This is a genomic window from Mesorhizobium huakuii, from assembly GCF_014189455.1.
Lineage (GTDB): Bacteria > Pseudomonadota > Alphaproteobacteria > Rhizobiales > Rhizobiaceae > Mesorhizobium > Mesorhizobium huakuii_A.
This window is the reverse complement of the sequence record NZ_CP050296.1, coordinates 5,507,345-5,520,037: the sequence shown is the minus strand read 5'-3', so window position 1 is coordinate 5,520,037 and position 12,693 is coordinate 5,507,345. Positions and strand designations below refer to the sequence as shown.

At 62.8% G+C, this 12,693-nt stretch carries 15 protein-coding genes and 2 pseudogenes; 8 read left to right on the top strand and 9 right to left on the bottom strand.

Going from position 1 to position 12,693, the window contains the following annotated elements:
• The first annotated feature begins 4 nt into the window (after window positions 1-4).
• Window positions 5-751, top strand: coding sequence for a histidine utilization repressor (gene hutC / locus HB778_RS26635; protein ID WP_183458267.1), 747 nt, complete (start codon window positions 5-7; stop codon window positions 749-751).
• Window positions 752-893: 142 nt separating this feature from the next.
• Here the strand turns inward: hutC and HB778_RS26630 are convergent, their stop codons facing one another.
• Entirely contained in the window at window positions 894-1,238 is a 345-nt protein-coding gene (locus HB778_RS26630) for a RidA family protein (protein WP_183458265.1), read from the bottom strand.
• A 222-nt stretch (window positions 1,239-1,460) separates the two neighbouring features.
• On the opposite strand from HB778_RS26630, the gene aztA reads away from it, so the two are divergent.
• The 4 genes from aztA (at window position 1,461) to HB778_RS26610 (ending at window position 4,686) form a co-directional block, all read left to right on the top strand.
• Window positions 1,461-2,273 carry a zinc ABC transporter ATP-binding protein AztA gene (gene aztA / locus HB778_RS26625; protein ID WP_183458263.1) on the top strand — a complete coding sequence of 271 codons (813 nt, stop codon included), beginning with the start codon at window positions 1,461-1,463 and terminating at the stop codon, window positions 2,271-2,273.
• Window positions 2,273-3,148, top strand: a complete 876-nt coding sequence (gene aztB, locus HB778_RS26620; protein ID WP_019857527.1) for a zinc ABC transporter permease AztB — start codon at window positions 2,273-2,275, stop codon at window positions 3,146-3,148. The genes aztA and aztB overlap by 1 nt, the downstream gene beginning before the upstream one ends.
• Before the next feature lie 30 nt (window positions 3,149-3,178).
• A complete protein-coding gene (aztC, locus tag HB778_RS26615; RefSeq protein WP_183458261.1) occupies window positions 3,179-4,120 on the top strand; it encodes a zinc ABC transporter substrate-binding protein AztC in 942 nt (313 codons plus the stop codon).
• 227 nt (window positions 4,121-4,347) lie between these two features.
• Window positions 4,348-4,686 (top strand): TIGR01244 family sulfur transferase, encoded by a 339-nt coding sequence (locus HB778_RS26610; RefSeq protein WP_183458259.1) that lies wholly within the window; start codon window positions 4,348-4,350, stop codon window positions 4,684-4,686.
• Here HB778_RS26610 and HB778_RS26605 read toward each other — a convergent pair.
• Complete coding sequence (locus tag HB778_RS26605) at window positions 4,683-5,150, bottom strand: Lrp/AsnC family transcriptional regulator (RefSeq protein WP_032933331.1); 468 nt, start codon at window positions 5,148-5,150, stop codon at window positions 4,683-4,685. The genes HB778_RS26610 and HB778_RS26605 overlap by 4 nt on opposite strands.
• A 138-nt stretch (window positions 5,151-5,288) precedes the next feature.
• Here HB778_RS26605 and hppD point away from each other — a divergent pair, with 138 nt between their 5' ends.
• Both hppD and HB778_RS26595 read left to right on the top strand, forming a co-directional pair.
• Entirely contained in the window at window positions 5,289-6,404 is a 1,116-nt protein-coding gene (hppD, locus tag HB778_RS26600) for a 4-hydroxyphenylpyruvate dioxygenase (RefSeq protein ID WP_183458257.1), read from the top strand.
• Window positions 6,405-6,465: 61 nt separating this feature from the next.
• A complete protein-coding gene (locus tag HB778_RS26595) occupies window positions 6,466-6,657 on the top strand; it encodes a type II toxin-antitoxin system Phd/YefM family antitoxin (RefSeq protein ID WP_183458255.1) in 192 nt (63 codons plus the stop codon).
• Here the strand turns inward: HB778_RS26595 and HB778_RS26590 are convergent.
• The 6 genes and pseudogenes from HB778_RS26590 to hmgA all read right to left on the bottom strand — a co-directional run bounded on the left by HB778_RS26590 (window position 6,654) and on the right by hmgA (window position 11,026).
• Window positions 6,654-7,174 (bottom strand): annotated as a pseudogene (locus HB778_RS26590) (DinB family protein). The gene HB778_RS26595 and the pseudogene HB778_RS26590 overlap by 4 nt on opposite strands.
• A 4-nt stretch (window positions 7,175-7,178) precedes the next feature.
• Complete coding sequence (locus HB778_RS26585; protein WP_183458253.1) at window positions 7,179-7,472, bottom strand: hypothetical protein; 294 nt, start codon at window positions 7,470-7,472, stop codon at window positions 7,179-7,181.
• Window positions 7,473-7,481: 9 nt separating this feature from the next.
• A pseudogene (locus HB778_RS26580) lies at window positions 7,482-8,496 on the bottom strand (fumarylacetoacetate hydrolase family protein).
• A 15-nt stretch (window positions 8,497-8,511) separates the two neighbouring features.
• Window positions 8,512-8,841 (bottom strand): DUF7660 family protein, encoded by a 330-nt coding sequence (locus HB778_RS26575; protein ID WP_210308045.1) that lies wholly within the window; start codon window positions 8,839-8,841, stop codon window positions 8,512-8,514.
• Window positions 8,842-8,843: 2 nt separating this feature from the next.
• The gene (locus HB778_RS26570; protein WP_183465233.1) at window positions 8,844-9,701 is read right to left on the bottom strand and encodes an MBL fold metallo-hydrolase; all 858 of its coding nucleotides are present in this window, start codon (window positions 9,699-9,701) and stop codon (window positions 8,844-8,846) included.
• Window positions 9,702-9,712: 11 nt separating this feature from the next.
• Window positions 9,713-11,026 carry a homogentisate 1,2-dioxygenase gene (hmgA, locus tag HB778_RS26565; RefSeq protein ID WP_183458251.1) on the bottom strand — a complete coding sequence of 438 codons (1,314 nt, stop codon included), beginning with the start codon at window positions 11,024-11,026 and terminating at the stop codon, window positions 9,713-9,715.
• Between the two features lie 118 nt (window positions 11,027-11,144).
• Here hmgA and HB778_RS26560 point away from each other — a divergent pair, with 118 nt between their 5' ends.
• Entirely contained in the window at window positions 11,145-11,588 is a 444-nt protein-coding gene (locus HB778_RS26560; RefSeq protein ID WP_183458249.1) for a MarR family winged helix-turn-helix transcriptional regulator, read from the top strand.
• A 45-nt stretch (window positions 11,589-11,633) separates the two neighbouring features.
• Here the strand turns inward: HB778_RS26560 and tdh are convergent, their stop codons facing one another.
• Window positions 11,634-12,668 (bottom strand): L-threonine 3-dehydrogenase, encoded by a 1,035-nt coding sequence (gene tdh / locus HB778_RS26555; protein WP_183458247.1) that lies wholly within the window; start codon window positions 12,666-12,668, stop codon window positions 11,634-11,636.
• Between the last annotated feature and the right edge of the window lie 25 nt (window positions 12,669-12,693).

Genomic DNA, 12,693 nt, shown 5'->3' with positions numbered 1-12,693 from the left:
GCCGATGAGCCTGATCGAGACAGATGACATTGATGGTGGCGAGACGGTCTCGCTGCATCAGCGCATCCTGTCCGACATCCGCGAAAAAATCCTGTCCGGCGCCTGGGCGCCCGGCCATCGCATTCCGTTCGAACATGAGCTGACGACCGAGTACAATTGCTCCCGCATGACGGTGAACAAGGCCTTGTCGCAGCTGGCCAAGGCCGGGTTGATCGAGCGGCGGCGCCGTTCAGGCAGCTTCGTGCGCCGACCGCAGTCGCAGGCCGCGGTGCTGGAACTTCACGACATCAGGATCGAGGTCGAAGCGCTCGCCCTGCCCTATCGTTACGAGCGGCTGGAGCGCCTGAAGCGGCGCAGCAACGCGGAGGACAGAGCGCTGCTCGGGCTGTCCGCCGCAGGGTCGGTGCTATGGATCGAAGGCTTGCATTTTGCCGGCGAACGGCCATTCGCACTGGAGCAGCGGCTGATCAATCTTTCGGCGGTTCCGGAAGCCGGGGACGAAGAGTTCAGGGAAATCGCCGCCGGGCCCTGGCTGATCGGCCGCGTGCCGTGGAGCGAGGCCGAACACCGCATCCGCGCCATGGCCGCCGATGAGACCGTTGCCGATGCGCTCGACATCGATCCCGGCGCGCCTTGCCTTGTGGTCGAGCGGCGGACATGGAGTGCCGAGCATCCCGTGACGCATGTCCGGTTTATCTATCCGGCCGAGAGCCACACGCTGGTGGCGCGATTCACTCCGTCGCAGGGGTAGCGCCTCTTACCCTCCCCCTCGTGGGGAGGGTCGGCGAGCCGACGTTGCGAAGCAAGGTTGGCGAGACGGGGTGGGGGGACGGCGCCGACCCCCACCCCGCTGCTTTGCAGCGACCCTCCCCACAAGGGGGAGGGTAAAAAGCTCAAATCGCCGCCGTGACAATAATCTCGACCAGATATTCCGGTCCAGCCAACTTGGCTTCGCCGGTGGCGCGGGCGGGGGTGTGGCCCTGCGGCACCCACTTGTCCCATTCCGAATTCATCTCGGCGAAGGTGCCCATGTCGGCCAGCCAGATGATCGCCTGCAGGATCTTGGTCTTGTCGGTGCCGGCCTTGGCCAGCAATTCGTCGATGGCCGCCAAGACATCGCGGGTCTGCGAAGCGACGTTGCCGCCGGGCTCGCCGACCTGGCCGGCCAGATAGACGGTGTTGCCGTGGATGACGATTTGGCTCATGCGCGGACCAACATCGATGCGACGAATGCTCATGGGAGGTTCCTTCCTGTTATGGGTGGCGACTGTTTAGAGTTGGCTTGGGCTTCGGGCAAGGCCGCCGGGGCCAAATCCCCTTGGACCAGCGAGTGGCGAGATTCACGGCAAGTTGAGCCGCCGGTCGCAATTCCGCCCGATTGGCTTGTTGACTAATGTAATAACATCACATATCCACTCGAGCCCTGCCTGCAGCCGGGTTTCGCTGCTCCACGGAACGACATGACCCAGACCTGCCTGACATTCCGTGACCTGACGCTGGGCTATAACAGCCACCCGGCGATCCATCATCTCGACGGCGCGATCCGCAAGGGTTCCCTGACGGCGGTGGTCGGTGCCAATGGTTCCGGTAAATCGACGCTGATGAAGGGCATTGTCGGCGTGCTGAAACCGATGGCCGGCGAGGTCGTTCGCGCACCAGGCGTGCGCGCCGCCTATCTGCCGCAGCAATCGGAGCTCGACCGCTCGTTTCCGGCGCGCGTGGTCGACCTGGTCTCGCTCGGCCTGTGGCCCAAGCGCGGCATGCTCGGCCGCTATACCAAAGAAGATCGCGATTCCGTCAGCCAGGCGCTGATGGCGGTCGGCCTTGGCGGCTTCGAGAAGCGGCCGATCGACACACTGTCGGGCGGTCAGCTGCAGCGCACGCTGTTTGCCCGGGTGCTGCTGCAGGACGCCGACCTGATCCTGCTCGACGAGCCGTTCAACGCCGTCGATGCCAAGACGGTCGGCGACCTCATCGCCTTGATCAAGCGCTGGCACGGCGAGGAACGCACCATCATGGTCGTCGTCCATGATCTCGATCTGGTGCGGCAGAATTTCCCCGAGACCTTACTGCTCGCCCGCCAACCGATCGCCTGGGGCGAAACGCGCGAGACGCTGAAGCCGGAGAACCTGTTGCGCGCCCGCCGCTTCCACGAAGCTTGGGAAGAGAATGCGCCCTGGTGCGAGCCGGACGAGCACGCCCATGGCCACGATCACGATCATCACGGCCACGATCACGACCATCACCATGGCGCTGGCCCGAGGGCTGCCTGATGGACGCGCTCTACGGTCTGTTCATCGCACCCTTCGCCGATTTCGGTTTCATGCAGCGGGCGCTGTTCGGCTCGCTGATGCTGTCGCTCGGCGCCTGCCCGATCGGCGTCTTCCTGATGCTGCGGCGCATGAGCCTGTCGGGCGACGCCATGGCGCATGCCATCCTGCCGGGTGCGGCCGCCGGCTTCCTGTTCTACGGGCTGGAAATCCTGCCGATGACCATTGGCGGCCTGATCGCCGGCATCATCGTGGCGCTCGGCGCCGGCGCCGTCTCGCGCTTCACCATCCAGCGCGAGGATGCCTCGATGGCGGCCTTCTATCTGATTTCGCTCGCCATCGGCGTGCTGATGGTGTCGATCCGCGGCTCCAGCGTCGATCTCATGCATGTGCTGTTCGGCACGGTGCTGGCGCTCAACAATGAGGCGCTGACGCTGATCGGCGGCATCGTCGCAGTGACGCTGGTCAGCCTCGCCATCTTCTGGCGGGCGCTGGTCGCCGAATGCCTCGATCCGCTGTTCCTGCGTTCAGTTAGCCGGATGGGCAGCCCGGTGCATTTCATCTTCCTCGGCCTGGTCGTGCTCAACCTCGTCGGCGGCTTCCAGGCGCTCGGCACGCTTCTGTCGGTCGGGCTGATGATGCTGCCGGCGGCAGCCGCCCGCTTCTGGACGGTGCGCGTCGAGCCGATGTGCGTGCTGGCCGTGTTGATCGGCTTTGCCTCCTGCATCGCCGGGCTGCTTTTGTCCTATCACGCCTCGCTGCCGTCCGGTCCGGCCATCATCCTGTCGGCCGGCGTCGTCTATTTCGCCTCGATCCTGTTCGGCACGCGCGGCATTCTGCGCGCCCGCATCATCCATCACCGTCACAGAACGGCCTGATCCCCCGCCCCTCGAAAGGAGACCTCGTCTATGCTGAAATCCATCCGTGCCGCCCTGGCGATGAGCGTTATAACATTAACCGCCTTCGGCGCGTCGTCGGCTCTCGCGGCGCCGCTGAAAGTCGTCGCCAGCTTCACGGTCATTGCCGATTTCGCCAAAAATGTCGGCGGCGACCGTGTCGACATCACCACCATCGTCGGCCCGGATGGCGACGCCCATGTCTATGAGCCGAGCCCGGCCGACGCGGTCGCCATGGCCAAGGCCGATATCGTTCTGGTCAACGGCCTGCATTTCGAAGGTTTCCTGCAGCGGCTGGTCGACGCCAGCGCCACCAAGGCCTCGATCGTCACCTTGACCAAGGGCGTGACGCCGATCGACTTCAAGCCTGAGTTCGCCGACGCCGACGCGGCCGAAGGTGCCGGCACTGGTGGCGGCAAGACCGTCACCGATCCGCACGCCTTCCAGTCGATCGCCAATGCCAAAATCTATGTGAAGAACATCGCCGAAGCCTTCTGCGCGGCCGACAGCGATGGCTGCGTCAGCTACCAGACCAATGCCGCCGCCTACACCAAGAAGCTCGACGCGCTGGAAGGCGAAGTGAAGGCGGCGATCCAGTCGATCCCCGAGGCGAAGCGCGTCGTCATCACCTCGCATGACGCCTTCGGCTATTTCGAGCACGAATACGGCCTGACCTTCCTCGCCCCGCAAGGCATTTCGACCGATTCCGAACCGTCGGCGGCCGATGTCGCAAAGCTGGTCGAGCAGGTGAAGCAGGACAAGGCGGCTGCGATCTTCGTCGAGAACATCACCAACCCGCGCCTGATCGAACAGATCGCCAGCGAGACCGGCATCAAGGTGGGCGGCACGCTCTATTCGGATGCGCTGTCGCAGCCCGATGGCCCCGGCTCGACCTATATCGACATGATGCACAACAACATCCGCCAGATCAAAGGCGCCATTCTCGGCAGCTGAGAAGCTGCCGTGCCCGGAAAGGCGGAGCCAGTCTCCGCCTTTTTTGGCCGAGGATTTTCAGCCCGAACTGTGGCGCGGCCTGCCCGATCCGTTCCCCGCCTGGGCGGCCTGAGTTGGAATCCTCACCGGAAACGTCTATCTCTGCGGAACGATTTCCGCCGGCGGATTGCCGGCCGCGTCGGGGAATGGCAAGACTCCCCGACAAATCAGATTGCGAGGATGCTGCCATGGAATACCGCGAAATCAGCGACGACTATTCGGTCTCTGGCCAGATCCAGCCCGAAGACCTCGCCGCCATCAAGGAAGCCGGCTTCAAGAGCGTCATCTGCAACCGGCCTGACGATGAGCAACCCGGCCAGCCTTCGGCCAAAAGCATCGGCTCGGCGGTCGAAGCCGCCGGCCTCGCCTTCCGCTACATCCCCGTGATCAGCGGCCAGATCACCGCCGAGAATGTCGAGGACCAGGCCGAGGCGCTGGAAGCCCTGGAAGGCCCGGTGTTTGCCTATTGCCGCTCGGGTGCGCGCTGCACGAATCTTTATGGGCTGATCCAGCAGTCGAAGGGCTAAATCGGCAGCGCGCCGGTTTCTTTCAGCGTTTCGAGAACGATCGCCGTCTTCACATGCTGCACGGATTCGTGTGGCAGGAGCACGCCGTTGACGAACTCCGACAGCGACTTCAGATCGGGCGTCACCACTTTCAGGATGTAATCCATTTCGCCGGTCAGCGCATGCGCCTCCTGCACCTCGGGCAGCCGCGCCACCAATTCGCCGAAGCGCCTTGCGTTGTCGCGGTTGTGGGTGGCCAAGGTCACTGAGATGACGTTGACCAGCGAGAAGCCGAGCTTGTCGCGGTCGAGCACCGCCCGATAGCCCTTGATATAGCCGTCTTCCTCGAGCCGCTGGCGGCGGCGCGAGCACTGCGATGCCGACAGGTTCACCCGCTCCGAGAGATCGTTGTTGGTGAGCCGCGCATCGCCCTGCAGGAGCGCCATTATCTTGCGGTCAAACTGATCAATGCGCGTCTCATCCATGGTTTTGCCTCTCACGGTGCATGTTTCACGCATGAGATGATCATTTCAAGCGTTTGAATGCAAGCACCATGCGCCGGCTCCGCGCTATGATGCTGTGAGCTGGCATTTTCAGGCCACCCGAGCTTTTGGAGGAATACCATGGGTCCCTTCCCACACGACGCCCCGCCCGCCACGATCAGCAAAGACAATCCTGCCGGCACCGATGGTTTCGAGTTCGTCGAGTTCGCGCATCCGGAGCCGCAGAAGTTGGCCGAACTGTTCACTCGCATGGGCTATGTGGCTGTGGCCAAGCACCGCAGCAAGGACATCACCGTCTGGCGCCAGGGCGACATCAACTATGTCGTCAATGCCGAGCCGGGCTCGCATGCGATGAAGTTCGCCGACAAGCACGGCCCGTGCGCGGCCTCGATGGCCTGGCGCGTTGTCGATGCCAAGCATGCGTTCGACCACGCCGTTGCCAAGGGCGCGACGCCCTACGAAGACGACGACAAGGCGCTCGACGTGCCGGCGATCGTCGGCATCGGCGGTTCGCTGCTCTATTTTATCGACGCCTACGGCAAGAAGGGCTCGGCCTACGACGCCCAATTCGAGTGGCTCGGCGCGCGCGATCCGCGGCCGCAAGGCGTCGGCTTCTATTTCCTCGACCACCTCACCCACAATGTCTATCGCGGCCAGATGGACAAATGGTGGGATTTCTACCGCGAGTTGTTCGGCTTCAAACAGATCCATTTCTTCGACATTGACGGCAAGATCACCGGCCTGGTCAGCCGCGCCATCACCTCGCCTTGCGGCAAGATCCGCATCCCGCTCAACGAATCCAAGGACGAGACCAGCCAGATCGCCGAGTACTTGAAAAAGTACAATGGCGAAGGCATCCAGCACATCGCTGTCGGCACCGACGAAATCTATGCCGCCACCGACAAGCTTGCCGACAACGGGCTGAAGTTCATGCCAGGCCCGCCGGAAACCTATTACGATATGTCCTATGACCGTGTGAACGGCCATGACGAGCCGATCGAGCGGATGAAGAAGCACGGCATCCTGATCGACGGCGAAGGCGTGGTCGACGGCGGCATGACCAAGATCCTGCTGCAGATTTTTTCCAAAACCGTGATCGGCCCGATCTTCTTCGAATTTATCCAGAGGAAGGGCGACGAAGGCTTTGGCGAGGGCAATTTCCGCGCGCTGTTCGAATCGATCGAGCAGGACCAGATCAAGCGTGGCGTGATCAAGATGGACGGCAAGGCGGCCTGAGCTACACTGGTTTGCGGCTCGATCGGCTTTGATCTAAGCTCAGATCACAAGAGGTCGAGCCGTGAACGTCTCCATAACCGAAGCCAGAGCCAAACTGTCGGAACTCGTAAGGCGCGCGAAAGCCGGCGAAGAGATTGTGATCACCCGGCACGGCAAGCCTGTAGCGCGTCTTTTGCCTCCGCCGGCTCAGCTTGGCCCTCAACCACGCATCGGCTCCGCCTCGGTCTCGGAAGGGCCGATTACCTACAACTAGAGCCCCAGCCGCTCGACCTCTTCCTTCCTCACCTTCAAATCATAGTCGAGCAGGAACTCGTCGAGTTGGGGTGGCGTGACTGAACTGCCAGAGAGCATCGCGTGTACCTGGCCCCGGTGATGGATGTCGTGCAGATGTCGCCGATCTTTTCCGGGATCATGCCATCCTCGCGCCGGTCGGTAATCACGCGGCGATCGAGATCGGTCTCCGACAGGCCATGGCAGAAAGCGATCAGACGCCGATCCGCCGCGGTCTGGGCGGCAAACAGGGCCTGTGGCGCATCGAACGGCACGAAGTCATCGTAGGCGGCCGCACCGACACCGCCCTCTTCGAGAAAATCGAGATAGAGATGATCGACCGCCAGAATGTGGTTGAGCGTTGCCTTGATCGACGGGAAGAAGCTGGTGCGCTCAGCCTCGAACTCTCCGGGCTTGAGCGCCAGCACGGCACGATAGAGCCGGTCGTTCGACCAGAGATTGTTTCCGGCCATGCGGCGCAGATGATCCAGCAAGGTCACGAGATCATCCTCCTGACCGCACCAGATGCAAGCCTGCCGCCATGATCGCGAATCCAGCAAGAACGATCAGCAGCAACCCGTTCATGCGCTGGCGCATGGCCTGCGTTTCCTCGTCCCGCGCGACTTTCATGTTGGTGATGGTGTGGAACATCATCGCCTTGCGCGGGTAGCCGCTGCGGTTGGTCAGGTCCGGTGAGCGCGCCTCGATGCGATAGCTCAGCCGGATCGCCAGGATGAAGACGACCAGTATGGCGATCGCCCAGACGCCGGCCAGCAGGTAGAAAGCCTCGCCCGTCATTTCGTCCCCCTATCCCGCGTATTTCTCGACCTTCTGCTCTATGGCGCCGAAGATCGAATGCCCGGTTTTGTCCTTCATCTCGATGCGCACCGTGTCACCGAAGCGCAGGAACGGGGTCTTGGGTTCGCCACTCTCAATGGTCTCGATCATGCGCAGTTCGGCAATGCAGGAATAGCCGGCGCCGCCCGCCGAGACCGGCTTGCCCGGGCCGCCGTCGAGCTTGTTGGAGACCGTGCCCGAGCCGATGATGGTGCCTGCCGCCAGCGACCTTGTCCTGGCCGCATGGACGATCAGCGCCGGAAAATCGAAGGTCATGTCGACGCCGGCATTGGCGCGGCCGAAGGGCTTGCCGTTGAGGTCCGCAAGCAGCGGCAGGCTGACCTTGCCGCCGTCCCAGGCGTCGCCGAGCTCATCCGGCGTCACCGCGACCGGCGAAAAAGCCGAGGATGGTTTCGACTGGAAAAAGCCGAAACCCTTGGCCAATTCCGGCCCGGTGAGCGCGCGCAGCGCTCACATCGTTGACCAGCATGACCAGCCGGATGGCGGCGCGCGCATCATCGAGGCTTGCGCCCATCGGCACATCGTCGACGATGACCGCGACTTCCGTTTCCATATCGATGCCGAAGGCTTCGTCGGCCATGCGGATCGGATCGCGCGGCGCAATGAAGGAGTCCGAGCCGCCCTGATAGATCAGCGGGTCGGTCCAGAAACTCGCCGGCATCTCGACGCCGCGCGCTTTGCGGACCAGTTCGACATGGTTCACATAGGCGGACCCGTCAGCCCATTGATAGGCGCGCGGCAGCGGCGAAAGTGCGTCGTGCTCGTGAAAGCGCGCCGACGGCACCGCATTGTTCTCCAGCGATTCCGCGATTGTGCCGAGATGCGGCGAAATTCGCTGCCAGTCGTCGAGTGCCGCCTGCAGCGTACGCGCCAGGAACGAGGCATCGGTGTACTGCGTCAGATCGCGCGAGACGACGACGAGTTTTCCGTCACGCGTCCCGTCCTTCAATGTGGCAAGCTTCATGCGTCCTCCCAATAATTATTCGTAATATTTGCCGGCATAGAGAATTCTGGCCGCGGCTTTCCAGGGATTTTCGTCAGCTAGATGCGCAGGTTTGGTTTCGGCCCAGGCGACTGCCGATTCGAGAAAGTCACGGATCGAGTCGTTACGCCAGCCATTCCAACCGGGATCGGATGGTCCCGGCCTCGCAGCCTCTTTGCGATCGGCGTCCTCGCGGTCCTTCCGCAGCGCATCGATGAAACGGGCAAAGGACGGCAAGTCCTCCACTTGATCGAGGAATGGAGAGAGCTGCGCCCAGGACGTCGTCCCGGATTCATCCACTTCGTCCCAAGGCTCGTCGTCGGCCATCGTCACTCCCGAAACTCCACAACAAGGCCGTCGCGGGCGATCGTCAAGTCGCCGGCCCATGTTTTCCTGGCAGCGGCGATCCAGTCGGCCTCGCCGATGTCGGGGTCGTCAGCGGGAATGAGGTGGTTGAGCACCAGTCTCTTCACGCCGGCATTGCAGGCGATGCGCCCTGCTTCTTCGGCAAAGCTGTGGCTGGCGAGCAGATGTTCCTTAAGCCGAGCGCCGTTGCCGGTTCGGGCAACCAGCCGCTCGATGCCTTCCTCCAGCATGGCTTCGTGGACAAGAATGTCGGCACCCTCGGCAAAATCGGCGAGCGGTGGAAAGAAGGCCGTGTCGGCGGAAAACACCACGCTTTGGCCGCCATGGTCGAAGCGCAGAGCAAAGCAATCGGTCACCGGCGGATGATCGGCGCGAAGCGCCGTCACTTTCAGGCCGCCTTGCTCGACCACCTGCCCCTCGCCGAATTCGTCGATCGAAACCAACTCGCGAATATCGGGCCGACCCTCGTCAACGATGCGGATCTCGATGTCGAATTCCATCGCCTGGCAGAAGCGCCGCCAGTAGTGACCGATGCCGGCGGGCCCGAACACGTTGGCCGGCGTCGCCAGCCCCGCTGTCCAGGCGGTGTGGATCAGCGGCCCCAGTTCCAGCACATGGTCGGAATGCAGGTGCGTGATGAAGATCAGGTCGAGCGCCTTGAGGCTGATGCCGGCATCGACCAGGCCGCGCGTCACGCCGAGCCCGCAATCGACGACGATGGTTCGCCCACCGATCTCAAGCAGCGATGAACTTGGCCACGGCCCGCCTGGCCGCAGCGCCGGGCCACCCTTCGAGCCGAGAAGCACCAGTCGATCCGGCATCGGCTTGCCGCTCAAGACCAGTCGCCCTCGGGCGTACCATTAAAACGCTTCTTCAGGTCGGCCCAGCAGTCGATGTAATTGTCCTGCCTTGTTTCCAGTTCGGCGCCGTAGCGGGTCAGCATCTGCGGGAAACGGGTCTCGAACATGAAGGCCATGGTGTTGTCGAGCTTGACCGGTTTCAGATCAGCGCGCGAGGCCTTTTCGAAGCCAGGCGCATCCGGGCCATGGGCCAGCATCAGATTGTGCAGGCTGATGCCGCCGGGCACGAACCCTTCTTCCTTGGCATCGTACTGGCCGTGGATCAGCCCCATGAACTCGCTCATAATGTTGCGGTGGTACCAGGGCGGCCGGAACGTATCTTCTGCCACCAGCCAGCGCGGCGGGAAGATGACGAAGTCGATGTTGGCGGTGCCCTCCTCGCCGCTTGGGGCAGTCAGCACGGTGAAGATCGACGGATCGGGGTGATCGAACAGGATGGCGCCGACCGGCGAAAAGGTTGCCAGATCATATTTGTAGGGCGCGTAGTTGCCATGCCATGCGACAACATCCAGCGGTGAATGGCCAATCTCGGTGACGTGGAAATTGCCGCACCATTTCACAATCAGCCGGCACGGCGTCTCCTTCTCCTCAAACCAGGCGCAAGGCGTCTTGAAGTCGCGCGGATTGGCCAGGCAATTGGCGCCGATCGGGCCGCGATCGGGCAAGGTCAGCTTGGCGCCGTAGTTTTCGCAGACATAGCCACGCACTTCGGCATCGACGAGTTCGACCTTGAAGACGAGGCCGCGCGGCAGCACGGCGATCTCGCCGGGTCGAAGCTCGATGACGCCCATCTCGGTCACCAGGCGCAGGGCGCCGACCTGCGGCACGACCAGCAGCTCACCGTCGGCGTTGAAGAAATGATCGTCGACCATCGATGTGTTGGCGACATAGACGTGTGCGGCCATACCCGTCTGCCCGAGCACGTCGCCGGCCGTGGTGATGCTTCGCATACCCTGGATAAAGTCGGTTGGCTCCGTCGGCATCGGCACCGGGTTCCAGCGATACTGGCCAAGCGCCAGTTCGTGGTCGCCGACGTTGGGCGCGGTCTTCCACAGGGGATAGCTGGCCGCCTTGAAGCGGCCGGTGTGTTTCACGCTTGGCCGGATGCGGTAGAGCCAGGAGCGCTCATTGGTGCCGCGCGGGGCGGTGAAGGGCGAGCCCGAAAGCTGCTCGGCATAGAGGCCATAGGCCGGCCGCTGCGGCGAGTTCCGGCCCTGCGGCAGCGAGCCGGGCAAGGTTTCGGTCTCAAAATCGTTGCCGAAGCCCGGCATGTAGGAATGGGCCATCCGATCCTCCCTGACCCCGGCCACAAGCTTCACGAAGCTAGCCTGCCGGCGATATTGACCAAATTGGTTTCATTTGTAACCATCGAAAATGTAACTATCAATGGCCACGGCGCGCGTCATGGAACCCGACATTCTGGAGCTGGAAAGCTTCCTGCCCTACCGCCTCTACCGGCTCGCCGATGCCGTCAGCCGCGAATTCTCCAGGATTTACCGGGACCGCCACGGCCTGACGCGACCGGAATGGCGCACGCTTTCAGGCCTCGGCCAGCGCGGCACGATGACCGCGACCGAGCTCGGCGAGCAGTCAGCGATGCACAAGACCAAGGTTTCGCGCGCGGTGGCGGAGCTGGAGCGGCGGCGCTGGCTGACGCGCACGCCTGACGAGATTGATCGCCGTGTGGAGCACCTGGCGCTGACCAAAGCGGGGCTTGCCGCCTATCGCGAGATGGTTCCGCTAGCGAAAGCGTTTGAAAGGGAGTTGCTGGCTAGGCTGAGTGCGGCGGAGCGGGCGGCGATTGTCAGCGGCGTAGCAGCACTGGAGGGTGCGTTGGAAGGGAAGTAGAGCTGATAGGCTGGAGGGACAGCGCCAGTCTCTCCTATCGGCAAACTACCAATCCATCACAACCTTGCCCGAACTGCCGCTCCGCATCGCATCGAACCCCGTCTGGAAATCATCGATGCCGATGCGGTGGGTGATCAGGCCTGAGACATCCAGCGGGCCTTGCACCAGCGCGATCATCTTGTACCAGGTCTCGAACATCTCGCGGCCATAGATGCCCTTGAGATGCAGCATCTTGAAGATGACCTTGTTCCAGTCGATCTCGAAGCCGGTCGGGGCGATGCCGAGAATGGCGATCTTGCCGCCATTGTTCATGGTGTCGATCATGTCGCGGAAGGCGGGTGCCGCGCCCGACATTTCGAGGCCGACGTCAAAACCCTCGGTCATGCCGAGCGCCGGCATGACATCGCGCAGCTTTTCCTTCGAAGCGTCTACGACATGCTGGACGCCCAGCTTCTTGGCCAGCGCCAGCCGCACCGGGTTGATGTCGGTGATGACCACCTTTCGCGCACCGACGCATTGCGCCACCAGCGCGCCCATGATGCCGATTGGCCCGGCACCGGTGACCAGGACATCCTCGCCGACCAGGTCGAAGGACAATGCCGTGTGCACCGCATTGCCCAGGGGATCGAAGATCGCCGCGATCTCGTCCGGAACATCGTCGGGGATCGGCACGACATTGTGCTGCGGGATCGCCAGATACTCGCCGAATGCGCCGGGACGATTGACGCCGACGCCGAGCGTGTTGCGGCAGAGATGCCCTCGCCCCGCACGGCAGTTGCGGCAATGGCCGCAGACGATGTGGCCTTCGCCCGAGACGCGCTGGCCGACCTTGTATTCGGTGACCGCCGCGCCGAAATCGGCGACGGTGCCGACAAATTCATGGCCGGTGACCATCGGCACCGGCACGGTCTTTTGCGCCCACTGGTCCCAATTGTAGATGTGCACATCGGTACCGCAGATCGCCGTCTTCTTGATCTTGATCAGCACGTCGTTGGGGCCGATTTCAGGCACCGGCACCTCTTCCATCCAGATGCCCGGTTCGGCCTTGGCCTTCACCAGCGCCTTCATCATGTTCGACATTCTTTTGTCCCTTGAATCTTTTGAT